Origin of the sequence: Pedobacter sp. GSP4, from assembly GCF_051857575.1 — a bacterium.
Lineage (GTDB): Bacteria > Bacteroidota > Bacteroidia > Sphingobacteriales > Sphingobacteriaceae > Pedobacter.
Genome location: NZ_JBPZIR010000007.1, coordinates 178,848 through 204,864 on the forward strand (window position 1 = coordinate 178,848; position 26,017 = coordinate 204,864).

Consider the following 26,017-nt stretch of genomic DNA (forward strand, 5'->3'; position numbering starts at 1 on the left):
CAATAAAAAAATCGGTGATGATGATTTATTCTGTGGCTAAAAAATCAATAGCCTTTGCCTTATTAAGCTTTACTTTTATTCGGGCCTCAGCCCAGCAGCCCGCACTGCATCCTTATGAACCAAGTGCGGCCGATATGGTAAATGCCTACCAATTATCCAATAAACTGGATACTGCCTTGCGTAACATTCCGACCAATAACGATATTGTGCCTTTTTGGAAAAAAGATGGAAGCGCATTCTGGTACAAAAAGAACCTTCCCAACCGCACCTGGGAATATTATTATGTTGATGCTGCCACAGGAAAAAAGAAAACCGCTTTTGATCAGGAGAAACTTGCCCAAAATATAGAAAAGCTTACCGGCAAAAAAACAAACCCCTCAAAATTGCAATTTGCCGAGCTTTATTTTGCCGATCAGGGCAATACCGCTACACTTAAAATGCAGGATAAATGGTACCAGTTAAACCTGGGCGATTATAGCCTAACCGATACAAAAGACACAGCAATTTATCGTTACAATGCCAAGAGGCCATTGCAGCAGCGGAGATCGCGCTGGCAACGGAACCGCGAATCCAGAAAATCGCCTGATGGAAAAACCGAAATCCTGATCCGCGGGGGTAACCTGTTCATTGTTGATGTGGCTACCAAAGCCGAAAGCCAGTTAAGCACTGATGGCAGCGCCGATAAGCCCTATGGCGATTTCGCATGGTCGCCAGATAGCAAGAGTATTGTTGCTTACAAAACCGACCCGAAAGAAATTAAAAAAGTGCATTATGTGTTAAGCTCGGTGCCAGGTACAACACGCGGCGAGTTAAGATCGAGGGAATACGCACAGCCTGGTGATGATTTTACGGCTTATCAACCTTATGTTTTTAATGTGGCCGCTAAAACCGCAACCAAGGTAGATGCAGATCCTATCGACTTTTTTGGTCCGCCAGAACTGCATTGGCGCAACGGCAATAACCGTTATTATACCTACGAGAAAGTAGATCGCGGCCATCAGCGTTTCAGGGTAATTGAAGTAGATGTGCTAACCGGGAAAACCAAAAACATTATCGACGAAAAGACCAAAACTTTTATCTACGAAAGCCGCATTTATACCCGTTACCTGCCAAAAACAAATGAAATGTTATGGACCAGCGAACAGGATGGATGGCAGCACCTTTATCTGGTAAATACGCTGACCGGAAAACAATCATTAATAACCAAAGGCAACTGGGTACTGCGGGATGTTGACAGTGTTGATGTGGTAAAACGCCAGGTTTGGTTTAAAGCAAGTGGAATGAATGTCGGCGAAGACCCTTACTTTATCCATTATTACCGGATTGGTTTCGATGGTAAAGGACTGGTAAACCTTACACCCGAAAAAGGTAACCATAACCTCAGCTTTTCTCCCGACCGCAAGTATTATATCGATACCTATTCGCTGGTTAATGTACCACCCGTTACCGAATTAAGGTTAACTGCAAATGCACACAAGGTAAATGAGCTCGAACGCGGTAAGGTTGATGCCTACTTGGCCACTGGTGTTAAACTGCCCGAGGTTTTTGTGGCGAAAGGCAGGGATGGTGTAACCGATATTTGGGGAATAGTATGTTTCCCGTCTAATATGGATGCAAACAAAACCTATCCAATTATAGAGAATATTTACGCAGGTCCGCAGGATAGTTTTGTGCCTAAAAACTTTCTTCCGGCCAGTGAGATGCAGAGTATGGCCGAGCTTGGTTTTATTGTGGTACAGATAGATGGCATGGGAACTGCAAACCGATCAAAAGCCTTTCATGATGTTTGTTGGCAAAATTTGGCAGATGCAGGTTTGCCAGATCGTATCCTGTGGTTAAAGGCAATGGCAGCCAAATATCCAAATGCCGATATTAGCCGTGTGGGTATTTATGGAACATCGGCCGGCGGACAAAACTCTACAGGAGCTCTATTGTTTCATCCTGAATTTTATAAAGCCGCCGTTTCGGCTTGCGGTTGCCACGATAACCGGATTGATAAACAATGGTGGAATGAACAATGGATGGGTTATCCCGTTGGAAAACATTATGATGAACAATCAAATATCACCAATGCCGCCAAATTACAGGGCAATTTATTTTTAATTGTTGGTGAAGCCGATGAAAATGTACCACCAGAATCTACCTATCGCCTTGCAGACGCATTAATTAAAGCCAATAAAGATTTTGATATTTTGAGCATCCCCGGAATGGGCCATAGCGATGGCGGTATTTACGGACGCAGGCGCAAACGCGATTTCTTCGTAAAACACCTACTAAACGCCGAACCACCAAACCCAAATGTTTCGAAGTAGCGGTGGTTTTAAGTTCATTGGTTATTAGTTATTAGTAGGTTAATTGATTAACTGTTTAATCGGTAGCAAAACGCCAAGCAGGATTATTGCTTTATTAGTGCAGTATATCTTAATGTTCTTAATTCCTTAATGGTGTTTGGTTCATTAGTCATTAGTGCAGTACGACTTAATGTTCTTAATTCCTTAATGGTGTTTGGTTCATTAGTCATTAGTGCAATATGTCTTAATGTTCTTAATCTTTTAATGGTGTTTGGTTCATTGATCATTAGTCATTAGTGCAGTACGACTTAATGTTCTTAATCTCTTAATGGTGTTTGGTTCATTAGTCATTAGTGCAATATGTCTTAATGTTCTTAATCTTTTAATGGTGTTTGGTTCATTAGTCATTAGTACAGTATGTCTTAATGTTCTTAATTCCTTAATGGTGATTAGTTTCATTTTATAACCTCCAACTTATAACACATTTAGAAATGGTTAATTTAATTATGCTTCGTTTGTTGATTAGGAAAAGGATTCATTCTTTCATTCAAAACTCAATCCTTCAATCCGTAAGCGCTTTAGTTTTATGCTTATTAGCCAATATTCCTAATCTTTCTGCACAAACCCATCAGCAAGCGGGTAATGGCAATCCGATTATTCCCGGTTATTTTGCCGATCCAACGGTAAAGAAATTTGGCGATACCTATTACATTTATGCCACAACCGATGGCAACGGTGGAGGTTTCGGACCCTCGCAGGTTTGGGTATCTAAAGATTTTGTAAACTGGAGCCTGCAAGATATGAACTGGCCCACCACCCACCATTACTGGGCGCCAGATGTAACACAGGGTGCCGATGGAAAATATTACCTCTATTATTGCCAGCCCGTAGAAATTTTTGGAGCTTCTGCCCATACACCTGTTGGTCCGTGGACATCGCTTCTGCCTAAAGGTAAGCCCATTGTACCTAATTTTTTAGTGCCCAATGTAATTACGCTCGATGGACAGACTTTTAAAGATGATGATGGCAAATATTACATGTATTGGGGTACCTGGGGCATTTATCCCAATCACGGTTGTGGTGTTGGACTGCTCAATCCAGATATGAAATCTTTTGCGCAGCTTGCCCAGATTCCCAATACCGTGGCTAAAGATTTTTTCGAAGCCCCCTTTATGTTTAAGCGCAAAGGAATTTATTATTTAACCTATTCATCAGGCTATTGCGAAGATGGTTCATACCGCGTACAATATGCCACCAGTAAAACCGGACCAATGGGGCCTTTTGTATTTGGAAAAAACAACCCCATTCTGGCTACCAATAACGATGGAACCGTACACGGACCGGGGCACGAATCTGTTTTACAGCAGGGCGATGATTTTTATATGATTTATCACCGCCACAATAATCCACATTCAGGAGGAGGCTATCACCGCCAGATTGCTGCCGATAAAATAACCTTTGATGAAGAAGGAAATATTGAAAAAATAACACCTTCGCACAATGGCGTAGGTTTTTTGGGTAAAAACGTTAATCCCCATGCAAATTTAGCCCTTGGTACTAAGGTAAAAGCATCTTCTTTTTACAGCAGTGATTTTAAGCCTGATTTTGCTGTCGACGATAATAACGGAACACTTTGGAAAGCCAAAAACAATATTGGTCCGGCCACTTTAGAAATAGATTTAGGCAGTGTAAAAGCGGTTAAAAGCATACACACCCAGTTCGAATACGCAACCTGGTACTACCAATATCTTATCGATTACTCGGCAGATGGTAAAATATGGAAAACATATGCCGATAGAAGCAAAAACACACAGCATGGTAGTCCAATGGTCGATTTTGCTTTCGTAAATGCACGGTATCTGCGCTTAAAAATTTTAGAAACCGAGTATCCCGGATTAAATAAAGGCGTGTGGAACATCAAGGTTTTTGATAATGCCGAATATAGGCCTATCACTGCTACTACGATCAAGAAAGCAGAAAATCTGCAGCGCTACCATCCTCAGGGCCTATTAGTTAACCTCGATGCGTCCAAATTTAAAACAGGAGAAACCGTTCGCCAGTGGCAAAATTTAGGTAAACTAAAAGGTAGTTTTACCGCCTTTGGGCATAATGCTGTAGCAAGTATTCTCGCAGGTAAAAAAGCCTTGGTGTTTGATGGCGAAAACGGGATGAAATCTGATTTTATGGCACCACTATCCTTAAAAGGCAATAGCAGTTTTACTGTGGCCATGTGGGTGTACAACCCCGATATTGCTCCAGAAGAACCGGTTATCGCTTGGACGGCCAGAGGAGGGGTAGACCTCACCAATGCAGCTATTGGTTATGGTTCACATCCCAAATGGGGAGCTGCCTCTCATTGGGGCTGGCCAGATATGGCTTATAAAAAACTGCCCGAAGCAGCTAAGTGGCACCACATTGCCATTACTTTCGATGGTACAATGGAAAAGTTATTTGTTGATGGTAAATTAGACCGCGAAGACCGGAAAATGCTTTTTATCAATAATTTGAGTAATTTTTTCCTTGGTAGTAATACCGACAAAAGTGCCGGTTTCTCTGGCGCCATCAGTAGTTTAAAGTTATACGACATCCCCTTAACCGAAGCCGGAATTATCCGTGAAACCCATTCAGATACTAAAATAAATGAGCTGGTTTACTTAAATGCAGCAGCCTTAACAGAAGGAAAGTTAAGCGATTGGAAAAATGAAGGAACAGCATTGGGAAGTTTAATTACAACAGCTGTAAAGCCAGTTGTGGGCATTGTATCCAATCACATGGGCGTAACATTGCAAAAAGATAACCGGCTACATTTTAATCAGAAGGCAAAATCAAATATTGATTTTAATAAGCCTTTTTCAATGGCCTTACAAGCCTATGCCGATCAAAACGCATCATTCATGATTAATATGGGTGGCAAATTGGGTGCATTAAACATCAATGGAAAGGGTAGATGGTGCAATGTGCTGGCCGTTTTTAACGGAAAGCAATTAAGTTTATACCTCGATGGCCTGCTTCAACACCAAACCGATAGAATAAAAACTGCTGGAGGTGAATTTTACCTCGAAAGTAAAAACTCAGACTTAACCATAGCCGGTTTTTACCTGTATAACTATGCTTTTAATGCAACAGGGGCCGAGAAACAGTACAAAAATTGGAAGCTAACTTTACCACCATTCGAACCAAAGGCAGCTTTCGATGAAAAGCCCCTGGCGCTTTCGCCAAATATGATAAGCATGCAGGCCTTCCCCGTTAAACTGCCAGGTAGCAACATGGAGTATCAGTTTACCGAAATCGCCACCGGCCAAAACAGCGGTTGGATAAAGTCGGACAGATATACCGATTTCACTGTAGCTGCAAACAACAGTTACGGATATACGGTACGTGTACGCGATCATTTTGGGAATGTGAGTTTGGCATCTGCTCCCGAAAAGGTAAATACAGCCGTAAATCTATTTGTTATTAAAAACGATACCTCAGGTTTAACTTTCGATAAAGAGAAGCAAAGTATAGTAAGTAGTTTTTGGGATGGATTGATGGGGAAGGCAGATCAGGTGGCTAAAAAAGACGGAACACTAACATTGGTCTCTACCAAAAGCGCTTGGGACGGTTCGGAAAATATGGGTCCGTTTCTGTACAAAACAATAACAGGTAATTTTATAGCCGAAGTGATGGTGGACGACCTTAGCGGTTTAAAAGAAAAAAAGGCAAACGGCGCAAACGATGTTGGGCTGATGGTTAAAGGATTGAGCAACCAAACCGGTTTAGTTCAAAACAGTGTAATGCTTGGCTGGAATATTGGCAACATCACCACCAATTTGGATAGCCGTGGACGGAAGCAATTGAACAACGCATCGGGCTGGAACTTTTATAAATATCTGCAGATACAGCGGAAAGGAAATGTATTTTACCTGCGCGGCAGTAAGGATGCGAAGTATTGGCAGGAGTTGCCCGGTAGCCCCATGTTAAGATCAGATTGGGAGAACAAACCCGTGCAGGTTGGTCCATATCAGGCAACTTATGGCGAAAATAGCGGCTATGGATCTTTCAACGGTTTTAAAATTATACAGGTTAAGTAAGGCTGTTTCATTTAACCTTTACGTACTATCAAAAAACCGATTCAAATTGCTATTTTGTTGCGCTGAAACAATTTTGTTTTTGCTCATTTTTTATCATGCATAAAATCAAGGCTTCACTTATCCTTTCTTTTGTTTTATTGTGCGCTTTCTCTGCCAAGGCTGCCAAACAGGATTTTTATCAGATCAAGGTTTATCATTTAAAAAATACCACACAGGAAAAAATTGTAGATAATTATTTGCAGCAGGCTTACCTACCGGCCCTGCACCGCTGCGGAATTGCTTCGGTTGGGGTATTTAAACCAATTGTTACCGATCAAACCAGTACTGCCGATAACCTTATTTATGTGTTCATTCCGTTTAAATCGTTAAGCGGGGTTTTAGAACTGGATAAAAAACTGGCTAAAGATGCACAGTATCAAAATGATGGTAAAGCATATCTCGATGCACTTTATATCGATGCACCTTACGAGCGGTTAGAAAGCATTATATTAAAAGCTTTTGAAAATGCCCCTAATTTTTCGCTGCCCAAATTGAAATCGCCCATGGCCAAACGGGTTTACGAACTGAGAAGTTACGAAGCGCCCACCGAAAAGTATTTTCAGAATAAAGTACAGATGTTCAACAAAGGAGATGAAATAGGACTGTTTAAAAGGTTAAACTTTAATGCCGTATTTTATGGTGAAGTAATTGCAGGCAGCCGTATGCCCAACCTCATGTATTTAACCACTTTTGAGGATAGGGCCGACAGAGATGCACACTGGAAAGCTTTTTCGGCTGATGATTATTGGAAAAAACTTTCAGCAATGCCCGAGTATCAGCATAATGTTTCTAAAAACGATACCAGGTTCGTTTATCCAACCGATTATTCGGACATTTAACCGTTTATAACACACTATTTTCTTTTTCTGCTTAAGCAATAAATAACCATTTGATATTGGTACCTATTTGCATATAAGCCATTTTGTGCCTGCCTAAAATATTTATGGCGTAACAATTAAAACACACAAACGATTGCGCTGTTTTTGTGTGGCAAAACCTTCCGTTTCTTTTGCCCTGTTTGTTTAACTTTATGCAATAGCAAAGCTTATCAGCCTGCTTATTTGTAAACACATAACCAAATCAAACCTTTAATGGCCCCGCATTCCTTTTTCAAAAACTTTAACACTACACCAAAAAACAAACCTAAAAATGGTGCTTTTGCACTTGCCTTTTTGGCACTTGCCTTCCCCTCGTTTATTTCTGCTTTGCCAGCAAAGGCAGATCAAAAAACTTATGCCGTAAAACAGCTAAAAAAGGAAGGCATAAAGGTTATCAGTGCAAAAAAAATCAATACCACCACAATAGAACTACTGCTTTCTGATGGAGATCGCTTAACCTTCGATTTTTATGGTGAAAATATTTTCCGCCTCTTTCAGGATCCTACAGGTGGGTTTATCCGCGATCCGGAAGCAAAACCAGAAGCTAAAATCCTGGTCGAAAACCCACGCAGACCAGTATCAAAACTCAACCTGAAAGACGAAAACAACCAGTTATTCATTTCTACAGATAAGATTACCGTTCTTATTGATAAAAATACCACCTTAATTAAAATTATCAACCTGGCTAAGCAAACGGTTGCCGTAGAAGAAATGGCTCCAATCCAGTTCGAAAAGGGAAAAATAACCTTAACCCTGAAAGAGAACCCACAAGAATATTTTTATGGTGGCGGTGTACAGAACGGACGCTTTTCGCATAAAGGAAAGGCCATTTCCATCGAAAATCAAAACAGCTGGACAGATGGGGGAGTAGCTTCTCCTACACCTTATTATTGGTCTACAGGTGGTTATGCCATGCTGTGGCATACCTTTAGCAAAGGCAGTTACAATTTTGGTGCAAAAGAAAAAGGCTTGGTAAAACTGTCACACGAAACCGATTATTTAGATGCCTTTTTTATGGTAAATGACGGTGCCGTAGCATTGTTGAACGATTTTTATCAGCTTACCGGAAATCCTGTGCTGCTGCCTAAATTTGGTTTTTACCAAGGACATTTAAATGCCTATAACCGCGATTTTTGGAAAGAAGACGAAAAAGGAACGCGCTTTGAAGATGGCAAATTTTATAAAGAAAGCCAGAAAGATAATGGCGGCATAAAAGAATCGCTTAATGGCGAAAAAAACAATTACCAATTTTCGGCACGTGCAGTAATAGACCGTTATAAACAGCACGATATGCCTTTGGGCTGGGTATTGCCCAATGATGGTTACGGCGCAGGTTATGGCCAAACGGAAACTTTAGACGGAAATATCCAGAATTTAAAAAGCTTTGGCGATTATGCCCGCAAAAACGGCGTAGAAATTGGTTTGTGGACCCAATCCGATCTTCACCCCAAGCCTGGTGTAAGTGCTTTATTACAGCGCGATATTATTAAAGAAGCCAGAGATGCCGGGGTTCGGGTGTTAAAAACCGATGTGGCCTGGGTAGGCGCAGGTTATTCTTTTGGTTTAAACGGCGTTGCCGATGTGGCCCAGATTATGCCTTACTACGGAAATAATAGCAGACCATTTATTATTTCATTAGATGGTTGGGCAGGTACACAGCGTTATGCCGGCATTTGGTCGGGCGACCAGACCGGCGGCGTTTGGGAGTACATCCGTTTCCATATCCCAACTTACATCGGTTCAGGCTTATCCGGTCAGCCTAATATTACCTCGGATATGGACGGTATTTTTGGCGGTAAAAACTTAGCAGTTAACGCCAGAGACTTTCAATGGAAAACGTTTACCCCAATGGAATTGAACATGGATGGCTGGGGAGCAAACGAAAAGTATCCACATGCATTGGGCGAACCGGTTGCCTCTATTAACCGCAACTATTTAAAACTTAAATCGCAGTTAATACCATACACCTATAGCATTGCGAAAGAGGCTTTAACAGGCTTACCGATGATCAGGGCCATGTTCCTGGCCGATCCAAATGCCTATACGCTGGGCAGCTCTACCCAATATCAGTTTCTTTACGGTCCTTCGTTTTTGGTAGCCCCAATTTACCAGGAAACCAAAGCCGATGCCAAAGGAAACGATATCCGCAATGGCATATATCTGCCAGAAGGCACATGGATTGATTACTTTACAGGAGAAAAATATGCGGGCAACAGCATTTTGAACAGCTTTGATGCACCATTATGGAAATTGCCTGTATTTGTCAAAAACGGGTCAATAATCCCGATGACGAACCCAAACAACAACGTTTCTGAAATAAATAAAGCAAACAGAACTTACGAACTTTATCCTTTCGGTAAAACATCATTTACAGAGTATGATGATGATGGTGCAACAGAAGCCTACAAACTGGGTAAAGGCGCATCAACTTTAATTGAGTCGGAACTCGATCAAAAAGGCCTTGCAACAGTAAATATACAAACCGCTAAAGGCGATTTTGAAGGTTTTGTAAAAGAGAAGACAACCTCGTTCGTCATAAATTTGACCGAAAAGCCAAAACGCTTAACGGCCAAAATAGCAGATAAGAAAATCCGCTTAACAGAAGTTGCTTCCATGGAAGAGTTTTTAAAGCAAGAGAATGTATATTTCTACAATGCTGTGCCAAACCTGAACCAATTTGCTACAAAAGGCAGCGAATTTGAGAAAATAGTTATAGCCAAAAATCCTCAAATGCTGGTTAAACTTGGCACAACAGATATTACAGCAAATACGGTAAGCCTGACCGTTGAAGGGTTTAAATTTCAACCTGCCGATAAAATGCGCGTTACCAGAGGTAAGCTAACCGCGCCGGTTAATGCCATGGTTACCGATAAAAATGCAGAAGCTTATACCCTTAAACCAACCTGGACTAAAGTAAACAATGCCGATTTCTACGAAATAGATTTCAATGGCATGCATTATACCACCATAAAAGATACGGCTTTGGTTTTTGATGGATTATTGGCTGAAACAGCTTATAATTTTAAATTACGCGCAGCAAATAAAGATGGTTATTCAGATTGGACCGAAATTAAAGCGCTTACTAAAACTAACCCATTAGAGTTTGCCATTCAGGGTATATCGGCCGAAACAACTGCCGAGAATCAGGGTGGATCGGGTATTGCCAATCTGTTCGATTTTGATGAAGGCAATATGTGGCATACCAAATGGGGTGCCAAGGCAATTCCTTTCGATATGTTAATTGATTTAAAAACCATCAACCAGCTCGATAAATTCCATTACCTCCCGCGCAATGGAAGAGGAAACGGTAACTTACTCAAAGGAACCATATTTTACAGCAACAACAAAGAAAACTGGACCACCGCAGGAACCTTCGATTGGGCTAATAATGGCGATGTTAAAATATTCAACTTCAATGGCCATCCAAGTGCCCGTTACATTAAAATTTCGGTTGCTGATGGTGTTGGCGGTTTTGGCTCGGGAAGAGAATTGTATGTGTTTAAAGTTCCGGGTACCGAGAGCTACCTGCCCGGCGATATCAACAATGATCGTTTAATTGATAAAAACGATTTGACTTCTTACATCAATTATACCGGACTGAAAAAAGGCGATGCCGATTTTGAAGGTTACATCAGCAATGGCGATATCAATAAAAACAACCTGATTGATGCTTACGATATCTCGGTTGTGGCCACGCAGCTTGATGGTGGCGTAAAAAACGCCAAAATAGAAAAGCTTGCCGGAAAACTAGAAATCAGTACGTCAAAACAGGCTTATAATAAAGATGAAATGATAGAAGTTAAAGTAAAAGGCATCAACCTTAAATCGGTAAATGCATTAAGCTTTGCCTTACCATACAATGCGCAGGATTTCGATTTTATAAGTTTACAGAGCTTAAATGTACAACAAATGGATAACCTGACGAACGACCGCTTACACACCAATGGCGAAAAGGTTTTATACCCAACATTTGTAAACTTAGGGAGCAAAGAAGCTTTAACCGGCTCTGCTGATTTGTTTATCATCAAACTAAAAGCCAAGCGTAAAGTACAGTTTAACCTTAAAATAAGAGATGGGTTTTTGGTAGATCAGCAACTTAATACCCTTAAATTTTAACAGATTTTAATCAATTTTTGATAATCATCCTAAATGCTCCATGTATTAAACTGCATGGGGCGTTTATTTTTTATAGAATCTGTATTTTTGGTTATAAACTTAAATACATGAAGATAAACCATAACCTAAAATACATACTGATTGCTTTTCTGTTACTTTCTTTCAGTGGAATTACTTTTGCACAGCCCACTGTAGTAAAAATAGAAATAGATCCGGGAGTAAAATTTCAAACTATTGAGGGTTTTGGTGCCTCCGATGCATGGAGCTGTCAATTTGCTGGCCTATGGCCCGATGCCAAAAAAGACCAGATGGCCGATTGGCTTTTCAGCACTAAAACCACTACAAGAGGCCAGCCTCTAGGTATCGGGTTAAATATGTGGCGTTTTAGTATTGGTGCAGGAAGTGCTGCCCAAGGCAAATTGAGCGATATTGGCGACGAATGGCGCCGTCAGCTATCTTTTCTGCAAGCGGATGGCAGTTACGATTGGACGGCTATGCCGGGCCAAACCTGGTTTTTAAAAGCGGCTAAGCAGCGTGGGGTAAATCAGTTTATTGGTTTTGTAAATAGTCCACATGTTTTATTTACCAAAAATGGCAAAGCTTACTCAACCGATGGGAACAGTAATTTAAACTTCGATAAATTATCCGGTTTTTCGGCAGATATGGTAGCAACCATTAAAGGTTTAAAGAAAAATACAGGTATTGAACTGGATTATTTAAGCCCGGCAAACGAGCCCCAATGGAAATGGAATGAGCACAACCAGGAAGGCTGCCCATATACCAATACCGAACTGGCCAAACTGTACAAGGGCATTAACGAAGCATTTTTGAAGAATCAGATTAAAACTAAAATACAGATCGGTGAGGCAGGACAATTGGATTATTTATACAACAATAACGAGCTAAAAGGCAATCAGGTTGATCAATTTTTTGATGCTGCCTCGCCCAATTATGTTGGCAATTTATCACATGTAGATAAATCTATCTCAGGTCATAGTTATTTTACCACCAGCCCGGTAACTAAATTTATCGATACGCGAAAAAAAACGGCTGAAGCAGTGGCTGCAGTACCCGGCTTAAGGTACTGGATGTCTGAATACTGTGTACTGGGCGATGCCGTATTAAAAGGTGAAAAACGCGATCTGGGCATGGTTACTGCTTTGTTTATTGCAAGGTTAATCCACCACGATCTGGTGATCTCAAATGCTACGTCATGGCAATGGTGGTTAGCCATATCATCGGGCGATTACAAAGACGGACTGGTGTATATCGACAAGAGTAAAACAGATGGGGCAGTTTATGATAGCAAAATGTTATGGGCTTTGGGCAATTACAGCCGTTTTCTCAAACCCGGTAGCCAACGGGTACAGGTAAGTACCGTTTCTGCCACCAATACCGAAATTTATGTCTCGGCGTATCAGCAAAATCAAAAACTGGTAACCGTAGCAGTTAACCCGAACAAACAGGATATTATGCTGGATTTGGACATAAAAGGGAAGGGAGATAGTAAAGCACAAACCTATGTTACCTCGGCTAACTATAACTTATCGCCTTTTAAACAATATAACAGCACCAAACAGATTTTGCTGCCAGCCGAATCAGTTACAACGATATTGAGCAAATAATTAAGCTCTGTTCAGCGCTTTAATGATCTGTGGTAATAAGCCGATAAATATCTATTTACTATCTTTAATTACCAATTCATCGTAAAACCATTAAAAACTGCTCAACTCAATAAATAAGCAAATGCCACCATTGTCACAAATTACGCTTGCCCCACCTGCAGGGATAGATTATCTTCAAAATATTCCGGCGCTGTGCAATGGCTTGCAGCTCAATTTAAAAAGCAATGTCACCTTTTTTGTTGGCGAAAACGGTTCAGGCAAATCGACCCTGCTCGAAGGCATTGCAGAAAGATGTGGCTTTAGCTTGCGGGGAGGCAATCGGAATCACAATGCCAATATTGGCCACCGTTTTAGTGGGTACGAATCGGCACTGGCAAATCATTTAAATTTAACTTGGACACCGAGAAGAATTAATGATGGTTTTTTTATGCGGGCAGAAAGCTTTTTCAATTTTGCTTCTTACATTGATGAGCTGGCGCTCGAAGATGGGCGAATCCTGGAAGGTTATGGTGGGCGTTCGCTACACGCGCAATCTCATGGCGAATCATTTCTAGCATTGTTTAACAATCAGTTCGAATCAGGTATCTACATTTTGGATGAGCCTGAAGCAGCCTTGTCGCCCGCAAGGATACTTGCTTTTATGGCGGTAATAAATGAACTGGAGCAGAGTGGAAGGTCTCAGTTTCTAATTGCTACACATTCGCCAATCCTCATCTGCTACCCAGACGCAACCATATTTCAATTTGATGAAGACGGAGTGAGTGAAACCAATTACGTGGATACGGAACATTTTTCGCTTACCAAATCGTTTTTAGATAATCCCAAAGCCTATCTAAGGCATTTAATCGGTAATTAATTTGGTATTTAGTCGAATAAAAATTTGTCCTCACATTTTCTATTAAAATCATTTCTCAGGTACGCAGTTTTCAAATTAAAATATCCTTAGAATCCTTCAAATAGGATGAGCAAACAGGATTTCAACCAAACTATGGTATAAAATCTCAAAAAAAAGCCAAAACTAGATCAAGTTATTTCTAGAGAATTTATATCGGAATATTATTTTAAAACCGTAATTTAACTGCTCTAACCAATGTAATGACATATAACAGAAGAAACTTTATCGTACAAAGTGCTACTGCAGCTACTGCTTTGTTTTTAACCCCTCCAAATCTTTTCGGCGCTGTTAAGCCGGGTACAGAAAAATCATCAAAAGGCTTCACTTTAGAAATTATGGCACCGTATTGGGGCTTTAATGGAAGCCTAACGGAGTTCTGTAAAAAAGCAAAAGCAGATGGATATGATGGCGTCGAACTCTTGTGGCCATCAGCAGTTGCCGAGCAAAAAGAACTGTTCGAAGCCTTAAAAAAGTACCAGCTAAGTGTTGGCTATCTTTGCCGTGGTGACGAGAAAAATGCAGCTGCACAGCTCGAAACATTTAAAAAAGTACTTTCAGATGCAGTAAACAACCTGGGGCAAAAGCCATCGTACATTAACGTTCATTCAGGAAGAGACTTTTTCAGTTATGCCGACAATAAAAAGTTTATCGATTTTACCATCGCCTATTCGGCAAAAACAGGGGTGCCAATTTACCATGAAACACACCGCTCTCGGATGCTTTATGCTGCGCCAGCCTCCGTACCTTATTTGGAAAACAATCCAGGCCTTAGGCTTACCTTAGATATTTCCCATTGGTGTAACGTAAGCGAAAGTTTGCTCGAAGATCAGCCAGAAACAGTTAACCTGGCCATTTCGCGTACCGATCATATACATTCGAGGGTAGGGCATGCCGAAGGTCCTCAAATTGGCGATCCAAGGGCACCTGAATGGAAAAGTGCTGTAGATGCGCATTTCGCCTGGTGGGATAGGGTGGTGGCCATTAAAAAAGAGCAGGGCAAGAAACTGAGCATGTTAACAGAGTTTGGTCCGCCAAGTTATATGCCAACCATTCCTTTTACCAATCAGCCAGTGGCCAATCAGTGGGAAATAAATGTATACATGATGCAGCTTTGGCGAACAAGATATCAATAAAAAACTTCTATCATTTAACAACAAAACAATAGTAAACCAATGGATATATTACAAGCGATATACAACGAATTTACAGGTTTTTTCGGCGTTGGAGGGATTATCAAAATCGTACAAACAGGTAATTACGGATCGTTGGCTACACTGGAAGGGATACAAACGCTTTTGGGGCCAGCCATACCCTTATTATTGGTAATCGAGATATTAAGGGCTGTTTTTTACAAACGCTTTAAAATTGAAGAATACCGCATACCTTTTTTGGTATTTGTATTAAACCGTTTTATTTCAGGCTTTATTTCTATAGCCGTAATCGGGTTCTGTATAGGCTTGTTTCAACCTATAGCCATTTTTAAAACCGAGTTTAAGTGGTACTGGTTGCCTTACGGTTACATTATCTGGGAACTCTCGCATTTTGTTTATCATGCTGCGGCACATAAAGTACGTCTTCTGTGGTGTCTGCATTCCACACATCACGCGCCACAGCACATGAACATGTCGGTTAATTTTGCCCACTTCTTTTTAGAAGCGCCCTACGCCGATATCATCAGAACATCAATCTGTATACTGCTCGGTGTTAATCCAGCCATTTTATTCTTGATAATGTTTATCGATGGTTTGTGGGGATCTTTTATCCACATTGGCGAAAATGTAATTAAAGACGGTAGATTAGGCTTTTTGAATAAGATTTTACTTACACCTTCGCACCACCGCGTACATCATGCAAAAAATCCTTTGTATATGGATACCAATTTCTGCAACCTGCTTAATATCTGGGACCGTATATTTAAAACCTACCAGGATGAGCGCATGGATATTAAAATAGAATATGGTATAACCCGCGAAATGAATCCCAACAGTATCTGGGATGTGTATTTTGGCGAATTTGTTTGCTTAGGTAAGGATATTATTGCTGCCCCTGGACTTAAAAACAAGCTGCTTTACATTTTTATGCCTCCGGGCTGGAGCCATACCGGCGAGCATAAAACAGCAAAAATCACCAGGCAATCATTTATTGATGCAGAACAGCACATTGATCCGGTTAAAATGGATACTGCTACAGAAATTGGTTTACAGAATAAGTTACAGGCTTAGCATCAGGCTTAATGTATCCTTATTGTTCAGCACCGCCTTTATAATGATATTGTTCTGGCTACTTAATTTAGAGGGATGCTGTAACTGCTTCCGTGTTTGCCTGGCAGTTGTTGCGCCATCACAATATTGAAGTAGAAAGTAAAAGTGTTAAGCAAGCACAGCTGATTTTTTTGAAAGGTAAAAACCTCATTATTTTTTTGGGATTATGGATTGTGCTCCAAATTCGGAAAAAAAACGGATGAATTTTAAAATATTTTTATGGCGTTTAACTAAATGAATATTATTGGTTTACCCTCTCTGATTGCTAAATTTAACAAAATAAAAGCAAATAGATTTAATTTATATTTTGCAAGAACGGATTTAATTTCTAACTTCGCAGCCCCGAAAGGGACATAAAGATTCCGTAGCTCAGCTGGTAGAGCATTACACTTTTAATGTAGTGGTCCTGGGTTCGAATCCCAGCGGGATCACAAAAAGCCTCACAGACATGTGGGGCTTTTTTGTTTTTATCCCGTTGGGATTCGAACAGAAGCGGAGGCCTGGGTTCGAACTTTCTCTTGAGCAGGGCAAGGATGGGCTGTGCGTGCGAAAAATCCCAGCGGGATCACCAAAAATCCTCTAACGAAAGTTGGGGGATTTTTTGTTTTTATCCCCGGTTATATTTTTTGTTAAATACCGCAAGCTGTATTATCTATAGCGATAAATCTCTTTTTTATAAAATAACTATCGATTGTCAAGGCGCTACCATCAGATTATTCGCTATTGCTACAGAGTGCATTTAGGAATTACGCGTATCTTTACGCCATCGGCTTATTCGAAATATAAGCCAGCTTTAATACTTAGATAAATGGATTCTACCCAGTTTTACGAGCGCTTAAGCAACCAGTTAACCCCATTGTCGCAAAACCGTCGGATTGCCTTTGGACTCGATATTTGCGAAAGGATTTTGGTTGATTATGTTGATTTTTACAATGAATACCAATGGGGCAATCCAGCAATATTAAAAGAAGCCATTACTTATTGTAGCAGTAGCATTTCGGCTGGGGCTGATGAAGAGCGTGTAAAACAGTTACTAACCGCTATAGAAGATGTTTTGCCGGATACAGAAGAATTTACAGAACCATCAGGCACTTATGCATTAAATGCCGGATGTGCAGTATTTGAGCTTTTAGAATATTTAAACGATCCTGAAGTAGACCATTTATTAAACATCAGTAGTGCCCTAACCGATACCATCAATTTTAAACTGGGCGAAGCAGAACCGGATTTAACCGATGAAGAATTGCTCCAACAACCAGTAATGGTTAACGAATGGAATTATCAGCTCGAAATAAGTAAGTAGCTTTTAAAGCTGTAAAAGGTTTTCTAAATTGCCAATGGCCTTTTGCTGGCTTTTAATGGTTTCTTCGTAAAGGCCAATCAGTTTATTTTTCTCTTTAATAATTTCTTTCAGTGCCTTTAGTTCTCCATCTGTCTGCACAGCAGTGTTGCCACTTTCGAATTTGGCCAGATCTTCATCTTTACGGTACTGCTCGAAAAAATTAATGCCCAGTGCAATGGAAAAACGGGTGAGTATTGCGGTATCAATCGAGTCTGATTTGAGCAAAGTGCCTACCCGGTGCTTGCTAATGCCCACCGCTTGCGCCAGTTGTTCTCTGCTGATGGATTTAGCCTTCATCTCTTTCCAGATCACCAATCCGATATTTATTGCCATGTGTTAATTTAGTTTAAGCTTTTTAATGGTTTATTTCGGATTGGATTTGAACCGTACAAACCGTTTTGGTACAGATAAGAAGCCATTTGGTAGTTGGAAATGGCTTCATTGATCAATTTTTGGTCGGCCGGCAACTTTGTTGCATTGCCCGTAGTAAAATCGGGTTTATAAGTTGCGGCTTTTTTATTTGGATCGAGGATAACCAGCTTATTGTTTTTAAGGTAGCCCAAACTTTGGTAAGTGCTGATAAATGCCCGCTCGTCGGTATCCTTCATTTTAAATACATCCTGACCGAAAAATTTACTGTTATAACTGAAATTTAAATAGCCTAAAATGGTTGGGCCGATATCAATTTGGGCGGTTAGTTTTTCGAATTTACCCGGTGCAATATGTCCCGGACTATAAAAAATCATGGGAATATGGTATTTATCAACCGGAAGCTGAACCTTGCCTGCACTTGAGGCGCAATGATCTGCCACAATAACAAACAAAGTATTCGAAAACCAAGGTTTTTGTTTGGCTTCACGTATAAATTTGCCAATAGCATAGTCCGTATACTTTACTGCGCCTTCTCTTCCTGTATGCGACGGAATATCGATCCTTCCTTCGGGATAAGTATAGGGGCGGTGGTTAGAAACCGTCATAATCTGCGCAAAAAATGGCTTATTATTTTTATAATCTTTATCCAGTTCGCGTAGCGATAGCGTAAACAGATCCTCATCGGCAACGCCCCAGATGTTCGAATAATGGATTTCCGAATCCTGTAAGGCACTTCTATCCGTTACCTGATAGCCATTGTTCGAGAAAAATTCGTTCATATTATCAAAATAGCCATAACCACCATAAATAAAGCGGCTGTTATAACCTTTAGAGCGGAATACACTACCCAATGTAAACAGGTTTTTGTTATCTGGCCGTTTAACAATCGATTGGCCGGGAGTAGGAGGAATGCAAAGCGAAAGTGCCTCTAAGCCCCTAACTGTGCGAGTACCTGAAGCATATAGGTTATTAAACAGCAAACCTGCATTGGCCAGCGAATCGAGTTGTGGTGTTAGGTGCTGTGTATTGCCGAAGGTACCCAAAAACTCTGCGCTTAAACTTTCTACGCTGATGAGCACCACATTCATTTTATTTTCGGTGCCGGTATTAACAATATTTCTTGCGGTATTTTTAAATGGTGTATTTTTCGCAACAGTATCTTGTTGTAATAAATGGCCGAGAATGGATTCGGCTGTTTTAATCGGCAGAGTTTTGTAAAAGGTATCGTAATCGAGCTGATTGTGCCAAAACGCAAAGCCAAAATCGTACATGCCATTGCCCGATAACTCATTTACATATTGGTTGCTGCTGTTGTTTTTCCATTTGTGGCTCACACAGAAATAGGTAAAAACGGGCAGGCACAATAAAATCAGGGCAATTTTGGTTCTTTGCCCGAAAGCGGTTTGCTGGTGCGTGGATACTGTAATAATGCGCCTTAACAGGTAAACAATAACTGCCGTTAAAATAACCAATACGGTTAAAATGGTATTAATGGGATACGATTGGCGGATGTTTCCGATTACCTCGGTGGTGTAAACCAGGTAATCGACCGCAATAAAGTTATAGCGTACCGAAAATTCTTCCCAAAAGAACCACTCGGAAATGGCATTGAAAATGAGGCTTAAAATAACAACGAAAAAATAAATATACAACAATACCCTGCTGGTTTTGCCTGTATAGCCTTTTGATGGAAAAAGCCACAGATAAATAACCAGCGGTGTAATGGCAAAAGAGGCTGCGGCCAGATCGTAAAACAAACCGATTATAAAAACTTTTAAGAGGTTTAAAACAGACCAATCAAAAGATGGGGCGCTGTAAATTAACAGGCTAATGCGGGTTAATAACGAAATGCTACATAACAATAGGGTAGCTAAAAGAACAGGACCAAACCTGGTTTCTAATAATTTACTTGTTTTCTCTTTAATGCTCATAATTTGGGACCATCCAAAATCTTACACGCTTAGCTAGACTTTGTTGTTGCAAAGGCCGAAGGTAAGTGTCAATTCTGAAGAAATTCTGAATGTTTGGTTAGCGGTCCTAAATTAGTATTAATGAATTGATTTAACAATCCATTAATACTTAGTTAACACCAGTGTTTGTTACTGCTTCGAAAAATTAACACTCAGTGTTGAGGTAAAACGTGCAGTTAATTTTTCGTATAAGGCTCTGTTTATGGTGCTTGATATTATGATCATGTTGTTGGTGCCTGTGCGTGTGGTTTGTCCAAAATCGCTTGCCGTTAGCCCGGCTACCAATGCATTAAGTTGTACGGTAACCCTGGCCAAGTATGTTCCGGAAGTAACTTCTACTCTTTGGGCTTCGAGTTTAATCAACTGCGACTGGTTCATTTCGAATCGTACCGGAATTTTTGTTCCCGAAGCTTCTATGTAAGTTCCGGTAAGCAATAATGGTGGATTGGTTACTGAACTGGTTAAGGTTAAATTAAATTCATTGTGCTCGTAAACGCCAGATGCGATGGCCACCGTGCCTGATAATGAATCGGGCCTTAAGGCATTTACCAGGTACAGGTTTTTGGTTTCGAGGTTTACGGCTCCGCTGCCCGATTTAGTGGCGCTGAATTCGATTTTAGCTACATTGATGCTTGCTGTTGTCCAGTTTATACTGCCATTGGTGCCGGCGGCAACCACAGCACCACTGGCGCTTGCAGTACTACTTAATGATGCATTTAAATTGCTTGCGCTAAAACTGTAGCTCAATTTAGTATCTGCCGCTACCTCTTTTTTGGTGCAGCCCATAAAAAGCACTACTACCAGCAGTGCGCTTGTAATGTGGTAAAGTTTTGTCATCATCATTGATTTTAAGGATATCAGATTTGGTTAGTTACTGATTTTAAATGTAAGTTTCAATTCTGTAGCAATTCTGAAGTTGAGATGAGCAGGCCCTTTTTTTATCCCTTAAACCCATTATTTAGAACTTGTAACTGTAACCTATCCTAAAAACCTGCGTTTCATAAAAATCTGTGCTGCTAAACCTAAAGCCATTTCCGCTGATGTTTTTCTCGATTTTTAAAGTGTTGAAAATATCGTTTCCGTTTAAAAAGATTTCGCCTTTTCCATTTTGAATCTGTTTTTTAATCCCCAGATCAGTTGAAAAACGGCTGCCTATTTTTCCCTGCGGAATAATATCCGGAGCCAAATAAGCCATTGATAGCTGAATATCTGTTTTACCGGGTAATTTAAACTGTCCGTTAAATTTAGCATTGCCAGAAACGATAGACTGCTCAGGCATACTATATATGGTTGGTACAGGATACTGATTGGCTACTGTAAAGGCATTAATTTTGTTTTGATATACTGTGGTGCTGAGGTTAAATGAAAACCATGGTGCAAGTTCTTGCTGTAGAAGCAATTCGCCACCCGAATTAAAGCTTTTACCGGCATTTTGAAAAATGTTGTAAATAATGGCATTGCCCGGAACAATGGTTGCAATGCGGGTTATGGTTCCGTTAACAATTTTATGAAAGGCGGCGGTATAAAAATAGCCTTTATCCCAACTGTTCTTATAACCTAACTCTATGGCATGTGTAAATTGTGGCCGAAGGGTAGGGTTTCCTACTTTCAGCAGTTCAGGCTCATCGTATTTGGGGAATATCCTAATGTCTACCTCATTTGGGCGGTCTACCCGTTGATTATAAAAAGCACTTAATTTGTTTGTCGCGTTTATTTTGTAGGCAAAGCGGAGGTTGGGAAATGGCCTAAAATATTCGTAGCCATCGCTTTTATAAGTGTTGTGGTTAGGGTTTACCTTATAATTTACGTTTACATACTCCATTCGCAAACCAGCCTCCAGTTCAATTTTTTGGCTTTCGTAAACATAGTTGCCGTATACTGCCGGTATGTTCTCGCTATAATCGGCCCAGCCGCCTGCATTTACATCGATTGGAGAATTTAAGCCAGGGAAAAATTGCATATCCGTTGGGATAAAGCGGTTACGGTATTTAACTCCGGCTTCAATCCGTCCATGTTTTAGTGGGCGGACATAATCGAGGTTAAAATCGGCAACATGCTCGTCAGAAAGCAGTTTAAAAGCATCTAAACCAGTAAAAGTGGGCATAATATTGGTGAAAAAATATTTTTCATCTTCCCTATGCCAGGTATAGTTAAAGCCTGCATTTAACGTATGGCCGGGCTGTGCAAATTTATGCTGATACAATGCCGAGCCAGTAGCGGTATACTTCACTTCATCTTCTACAAATTGCCAAAGCCGGTTTCTAATGGTGAAATCACTGTTGAAATAAGGAATATCGCCCAAGTCACCAATTTTTTCGCGGTTAAAAAAGCCTGATAAGGTAAAGCTGTTGTGTTCATTAGGATTGTAATCGAACCCACTTTTTACGGTGGTAAACGTTGTGGTACGGTTGCGCTTAACCTGTTGGTTAATTATTGTTCCATCATCATATATCCGCTGCGAAAATTCGTTCTTGTTTAAGGTTTGGGTATACAGATAATCGGCCTGTAAAAAGGTGTTGAGTTTATTTTTACGGTAATTTAAAGATAAGGAAGGGTTAAACTTCGGCGTAGCCTGATATTGTGCACTGATTCCCGGAAGGTTTTCTTTGCGCAGCCATAAGGCTCCAAAACCCGTGCTCATACCCAATTTACCATTAAAACCTTCCTGTTTGTTTTTCTTGTAAATAATATTGATGATGCCTGCATTGCCGTTAGCATCATATTTGGAAGAAGGATTGTTGATGATTTCGATGCGCTCAATGGCCGAAGCTGGAATATTATCCAAACCGGTTTGACTGCCAAAACCTGTAATTGCATTTTGTTTGCCATCAATCAGTACCGCAATTTTATCGTTTCCACGCAGTTGCACTTTTCCATCCTGAATGGTAATGCCCGGAAGGTTTTGCATGGCCTGCAGCACCGAGCCGCCCAGCTGACTGGTATTTTTGGCAAGATCGTAAGTTTTTTTGTCGAGCTTATTACCCAAACCTTCATTTGTGGTGCCTTGTATGTTAACGGTTTGAAGGTTCTGTGCATCTTCTCTCAGCTCAAAAATACCGAGATCCAGAAATGGGCTGAGCGTACCAATATTAATTTCTTTTTTAATGGTTTGGTAACCCATCATGCTCACTGAAAGTTGGTAATTGCCCGATGGGATATCCTTTATTGCAAATCTCCCTTCATTATCGCTAATGGTGCCCAAAAGAAATTTTTCATCATTTGGCTTTTTTAAAATGATGTTGGCATAGGGAAGTGTGTTTTTATCTTTTGCCGCTTTAACCTGTCCTGATACAGTTATGGGTTTTTCCTGTGCACAAATATCATCTGCCAGTAAGCATATAGAAAAGCAGAATAGCTTTAATATCCGTTTGTAGTTTTTCATAATCGATAAGTTTTCCGCTGGCAAATTAGAATGAAATTCTGTAGAGAATCTGAACCATAGATTTTTTGTACATCTTCAAATTTCCGACAGATTTAAAGTGTATCTATGCAGTAAAGTTGATAAAATGATTAAAATTTATAAAGGTTGATCAATGGAAAAGGAGCGGGGCGCATTGCTCAAAAGTGTTGAGGCTTTTGTTAAAGTTCTTTTAGCAGAAAAGCTACCGGCCAACATGTACTTTCATAATTTTGAACATACTTTGCTGGTGGTAGAAGGTGTTAAAATGATCGGTAAGCAAAGCAATGTAAGCGAAAATGATTTACAGCTGCTTACCTTGGCCGCTTTTTTACATGATGTAGGCTATACCTGCCAATACCTGGGCCATGAGCAGGCCAGTGTAGAAATAGCGCAAAAATTTTTACTCGAAAACGGCTGTAGTGAGAAGGATATAGAAATAGTAAGCAAGCTTATTATCGCTACCAGATACCCCCAGCTCCCTCAAAATAGCCTGGAGAAGATTATCTGTGATGCTGATTTTTATCATTTCTCCCTGCCTGATTACATTAGCTTTGCAGCAAGGTTGAAAAGAGAATGGGAAGAAATCCTGCAGCTGATGCACAATGATCGGGAGTGGGATGCAATTAATTTGGATATGCTAGCCGAACATACCTATTTTACCGATTTTGGCAAAAAGATATTGCAGAAGAAAAAGATGCTGAACATTGAAAAATTAATTCAGCGTTTTACCTAACCATACTAAAACTGTATATTCAAATTCAGGTTTTGAATTAAACTTACCCGAACCATATTTATTATCATGAAAATTTTAGTCATTGAGGATGAGCAGGCATTGCTAGAGAGTATTTTGACCTATTTTACAGGTGAGGGGAATATTTGTGAGCAGGCCACTGATTTTGCTGCTGCCAATGAAAAAATATCACTTTACAATTACGACTGTATACTTTTGGATTTAGGCTTGCCGGGAGGCGAGGGACTAGAGCTATTAACCAGACTTAAACAATTGAAAAAAAGAGATGGTGTGCTGATTATTTCGGCCAGGCACTCTTTGGATGACAAACTTGCTGGGCTCGATCTTGGTGCTGATGATTACCTGGTTAAGCCTTTTCACCTGTCAGAACTTAAAGCAAGGGTAAGTGCCATTATCCGTAGGAAGAATTTTGATGGTAACAATGTTATCATCTTTAATGAGATAACGGTCGATGTATCGGCAATGAAAATAACGGTTAATGGAAGCCCTGTAACATTAACCAAAAAGGAGTTCGATCTTTTGGTTTATTTTTTATCCAACCGCAATAAAGTAGTTACCAAAAACGCCATGGCCGAGCATCTTTGGGGCGATGAAATGGATCTTTCGGATGATTTCGACTTTATTTATACACATGTTAAAAATCTCCGTAAAAAACTGCTCGAGGCCGGAGCTGCCGATTATCTGCGTTCTGTTTATGGGATAGGCTATAAATTTGGCGATATATGAAACTGGCCAACCGTTACAACAGGGTAAATATTTTAACCTCCATTGTGGTGTTAATCATCACCGGCATTATTTATTATGTGGTAATCCACTTTATCTTAACCGAAAAACTGGACCGGGATTTAGCCGTAGAAGAAAGTGAAATTACCCAATATGTAAATACCTTCCATAAACTTCCTTTGCCTGCCAGTTATCTCGATCAACAGATTTCTTATCAATCCCTTAATGGACCTGTTCCGGAACGTGAATTTTTGTATACCACCTATTATAACCCTAAAGAACAGGAAAACGAACCCGGAAGGAGTTTAATTACAGTTGTTCACCTGGATGGAAAAGCCATAGCGGTTACAATAACCAAATCGAGGGTCGAATCGGAAGATCTGGTAAGGATTATCTTGCTTATCACCGTGGGTATTACGGTTGTTTTATTGCTTTCGCTGCTGCTAATCAACAGGTTGGTACTTAACAGGCTTTGGCGGCCCTTTTATGTTATTTTGAATGGTATGAAATCGTTTGAAGTTGCCCGCATGGATACCATCGAGCACGAACCGACCAAAATTGATGAGTTTAATGAACTTAATCAATCGGTAAATGCCATGGCCGAAAGGGTACGGCAGGATTATAAGGAACTTAAAAGTTTTACCGACAATGCTTCGCACGAAATGATGACCCCGCTGGCTGTGATTAATTCTAAGTTGGATTCTTTACTGCAAACCGAATCATTTACGGCGCAGCAGGGTGCATTGTTGGAAGACATTTACCATGCTACAGGCAGGCTATCAAGGCTGCACCAATCTTTATTGCTGCTGGCTAAAATTGAAAATAACCTCATCCCCGATTATCAAAATATCGATTTCAAAGAAATGGTTGAGTCGAAGGGCCGGCAGTTTCAAGAGTTATTGGATAAGGATGGGCTGGTACTTGCTGAAACGCTGAAGCCGGTAGAAATCAAAATGAGCCGCTATTTGGCCGATATTCTGTTGAACAATCTTTATAGCAATGCCGTAAGGCACAATGTTAGTGGTGGATACATCAATGTTCAGTTGGACCAGCAGGCTTTAACCATTTCCAACTCAGGTAGAACACAGCAACTGCAGAACAAAATCTTCGATCGTTTTTCAAAATCTGTTGACTCGGAAGGCATGGGATTAGGTTTGGCCATCACCAAACAGATATGCAACCTTTACGGCTTTCGGATCGATTACCGGGAAGGAAATGGGGAACATGTATTTGTGGTTTATTTTGCTTAATGCACCTTATGCAAAAATCTTTTCTGCGTAA

The 26,017-nt window shown here is 40.4% G+C and carries 16 protein-coding genes and 1 tRNA gene; 13 read left to right on the plus strand and 4 right to left on the minus strand.

Annotated features, from left to right (window positions below; genetic code table 11):
• Positions 1–17: 17 nt before the first annotated feature.
• The 10 genes from ACS5PU_RS18050 (at position 18) to ACS5PU_RS18095 (ending at position 17,481) form a co-directional block, all read left to right on the plus strand.
• Positions 18–2,312: a prolyl oligopeptidase family serine peptidase gene (locus tag ACS5PU_RS18050; RefSeq protein WP_439460559.1), complete on the plus strand. Its 2,295-nt coding sequence runs from the start codon at positions 18–20 to the stop codon at positions 2,310–2,312.
• A 470-nt stretch (positions 2,313–2,782) separates the two neighbouring features.
• Complete coding sequence (locus ACS5PU_RS18055; RefSeq protein ID WP_439460560.1) at positions 2,783–6,364, plus strand: family 43 glycosylhydrolase; 3,582 nt, start codon at positions 2,783–2,785, stop codon at positions 6,362–6,364.
• Positions 6,365–6,459: 95 nt separating this feature from the next.
• Entirely contained in the window at positions 6,460–7,242 is a 783-nt protein-coding gene (locus ACS5PU_RS18060; RefSeq protein WP_439460561.1) for an NIPSNAP family protein, read from the plus strand.
• A 252-nt stretch (positions 7,243–7,494) separates the two neighbouring features.
• Positions 7,495–11,397, plus strand: coding sequence for a TIM-barrel domain-containing protein (locus tag ACS5PU_RS18065; protein ID WP_439460562.1), 3,903 nt, complete (start codon positions 7,495–7,497; stop codon positions 11,395–11,397).
• Between the two features lie 107 nt (positions 11,398–11,504).
• Positions 11,505–13,022: a glycoside hydrolase gene (locus tag ACS5PU_RS18070; RefSeq protein ID WP_439460563.1), complete on the plus strand. Its 1,518-nt coding sequence runs from the start codon at positions 11,505–11,507 to the stop codon at positions 13,020–13,022.
• A gap of 121 nt (positions 13,023–13,143) precedes the next feature.
• Entirely contained in the window at positions 13,144–13,878 is a 735-nt protein-coding gene (locus tag ACS5PU_RS18075) for an AAA family ATPase (RefSeq protein WP_439460564.1), read from the plus strand.
• 239 nt (positions 13,879–14,117) lie between these two features.
• Positions 14,118–15,050 (plus strand): sugar phosphate isomerase/epimerase family protein, encoded by a 933-nt coding sequence (locus tag ACS5PU_RS18080; protein ID WP_439460565.1) that lies wholly within the window; start codon positions 14,118–14,120, stop codon positions 15,048–15,050.
• A gap of 39 nt (positions 15,051–15,089) precedes the next feature.
• Complete coding sequence (locus tag ACS5PU_RS18085; protein ID WP_439460566.1) at positions 15,090–16,139, plus strand: sterol desaturase family protein; 1,050 nt, start codon at positions 15,090–15,092, stop codon at positions 16,137–16,139.
• Between the two features lie 397 nt (positions 16,140–16,536).
• A tRNA-Lys gene (locus ACS5PU_RS18090) sits at positions 16,537–16,609 on the plus strand.
• Positions 16,610–16,986: 377 nt separating this feature from the next.
• Positions 16,987–17,481 (plus strand): DUF416 family protein, encoded by a 495-nt coding sequence (locus ACS5PU_RS18095; protein ID WP_439460567.1) that lies wholly within the window; start codon positions 16,987–16,989, stop codon positions 17,479–17,481.
• Positions 17,482–17,484: 3 nt separating this feature from the next.
• Here ACS5PU_RS18095 and ACS5PU_RS18100 read toward each other — a convergent pair whose 3' ends face one another.
• The 4 genes from ACS5PU_RS18100 to ACS5PU_RS18115 all read right to left on the minus strand — a co-directional run bounded on the left by ACS5PU_RS18100 (position 17,485) and on the right by ACS5PU_RS18115 (position 23,244).
• Positions 17,485–17,853, minus strand: a complete 369-nt coding sequence (locus tag ACS5PU_RS18100) for a helix-turn-helix domain-containing protein (protein ID WP_439460568.1) — start codon at positions 17,851–17,853, stop codon at positions 17,485–17,487.
• 8 nt (positions 17,854–17,861) lie between these two features.
• Positions 17,862–19,823 carry an LTA synthase family protein gene (locus tag ACS5PU_RS18105; RefSeq protein WP_439460569.1) on the minus strand — a complete coding sequence of 654 codons (1,962 nt, stop codon included), beginning with the start codon at positions 19,821–19,823 and terminating at the stop codon, positions 17,862–17,864.
• 168 nt (positions 19,824–19,991) lie between these two features.
• Entirely contained in the window at positions 19,992–20,705 is a 714-nt protein-coding gene (locus ACS5PU_RS18110) for a hypothetical protein (protein ID WP_439460570.1), read from the minus strand.
• Positions 20,706–20,820: 115 nt separating this feature from the next.
• A complete protein-coding gene (locus tag ACS5PU_RS18115; protein ID WP_439460571.1) occupies positions 20,821–23,244 on the minus strand; it encodes a TonB-dependent receptor domain-containing protein in 2,424 nt (807 codons plus the stop codon).
• A 151-nt stretch (positions 23,245–23,395) separates the two neighbouring features.
• Between ACS5PU_RS18115 and ACS5PU_RS18120 the strand changes: the two genes are divergently transcribed.
• The 3 genes from ACS5PU_RS18120 (at position 23,396) to ACS5PU_RS18130 (ending at position 25,986) form a co-directional block, all read left to right on the plus strand.
• The gene (locus tag ACS5PU_RS18120) at positions 23,396–23,995 is read left to right on the plus strand and encodes an HD domain-containing protein (RefSeq protein WP_439460572.1); all 600 of its coding nucleotides are present in this window, start codon (positions 23,396–23,398) and stop codon (positions 23,993–23,995) included.
• 66 nt (positions 23,996–24,061) lie between these two features.
• A complete protein-coding gene (locus ACS5PU_RS18125) occupies positions 24,062–24,739 on the plus strand; it encodes a response regulator transcription factor (protein ID WP_439460573.1) in 678 nt (225 codons plus the stop codon).
• Positions 24,736–25,986 carry a sensor histidine kinase gene (locus ACS5PU_RS18130; protein WP_439460574.1) on the plus strand — a complete coding sequence of 417 codons (1,251 nt, stop codon included), beginning with the start codon at positions 24,736–24,738 and terminating at the stop codon, positions 25,984–25,986. The genes ACS5PU_RS18125 and ACS5PU_RS18130 overlap by 4 nt, the downstream gene beginning before the upstream one ends.
• Positions 25,987–26,017: the final 31 nt, after the last annotated feature.

What these genes read in the sequence shown, in the direction of transcription:
- ACS5PU_RS18050 (WP_439460559.1), top strand. Translation starts at nt 18, where the DNA reads ATGATGATTTATTCTGTGGCTAAAAAATCAATAGCCTTTGCCTTATTA.
- ACS5PU_RS18055 (WP_439460560.1), top strand. Translation starts at nt 2,783, where the DNA reads ATGGTTAATTTAATTATGCTTCGTTTGTTGATTAGGAAAAGGATTCAT.
- ACS5PU_RS18060 (WP_439460561.1), top strand. Translation starts at nt 6,460, where the DNA reads ATGCATAAAATCAAGGCTTCACTTATCCTTTCTTTTGTTTTATTGTGC.
- ACS5PU_RS18065 (WP_439460562.1), top strand. Translation starts at nt 7,495, where the DNA reads ATGGCCCCGCATTCCTTTTTCAAAAACTTTAACACTACACCAAAAAAC.
- ACS5PU_RS18070 (WP_439460563.1), top strand. Translation starts at nt 11,505, where the DNA reads ATGAAGATAAACCATAACCTAAAATACATACTGATTGCTTTTCTGTTA.
- ACS5PU_RS18075 (WP_439460564.1), top strand. Translation starts at nt 13,144, where the DNA reads ATGCCACCATTGTCACAAATTACGCTTGCCCCACCTGCAGGGATAGAT.
- ACS5PU_RS18080 (WP_439460565.1), top strand. Translation starts at nt 14,118, where the DNA reads ATGACATATAACAGAAGAAACTTTATCGTACAAAGTGCTACTGCAGCT.
- ACS5PU_RS18085 (WP_439460566.1), top strand. Translation starts at nt 15,090, where the DNA reads ATGGATATATTACAAGCGATATACAACGAATTTACAGGTTTTTTCGGC.
- ACS5PU_RS18095 (WP_439460567.1), top strand. Translation starts at nt 16,987, where the DNA reads ATGGATTCTACCCAGTTTTACGAGCGCTTAAGCAACCAGTTAACCCCA.
- ACS5PU_RS18100 (WP_439460568.1), bottom strand. Translation starts at nt 17,853, where the DNA reads ATGGCAATAAATATCGGATTGGTGATCTGGAAAGAGATGAAGGCTAAA.
- ACS5PU_RS18105 (WP_439460569.1), bottom strand. Translation starts at nt 19,823, where the DNA reads ATGAGCATTAAAGAGAAAACAAGTAAATTATTAGAAACCAGGTTTGGT.
- ACS5PU_RS18110 (WP_439460570.1), bottom strand. Translation starts at nt 20,705, where the DNA reads ATGATGATGACAAAACTTTACCACATTACAAGCGCACTGCTGGTAGTA.
- ACS5PU_RS18115 (WP_439460571.1), bottom strand. Translation starts at nt 23,244, where the DNA reads ATGAAAAACTACAAACGGATATTAAAGCTATTCTGCTTTTCTATATGC.
- ACS5PU_RS18120 (WP_439460572.1), top strand. Translation starts at nt 23,396, where the DNA reads ATGGAAAAGGAGCGGGGCGCATTGCTCAAAAGTGTTGAGGCTTTTGTT.
- ACS5PU_RS18125 (WP_439460573.1), top strand. Translation starts at nt 24,062, where the DNA reads ATGAAAATTTTAGTCATTGAGGATGAGCAGGCATTGCTAGAGAGTATT.
- ACS5PU_RS18130 (WP_439460574.1), top strand. Translation starts at nt 24,736, where the DNA reads ATGAAACTGGCCAACCGTTACAACAGGGTAAATATTTTAACCTCCATT.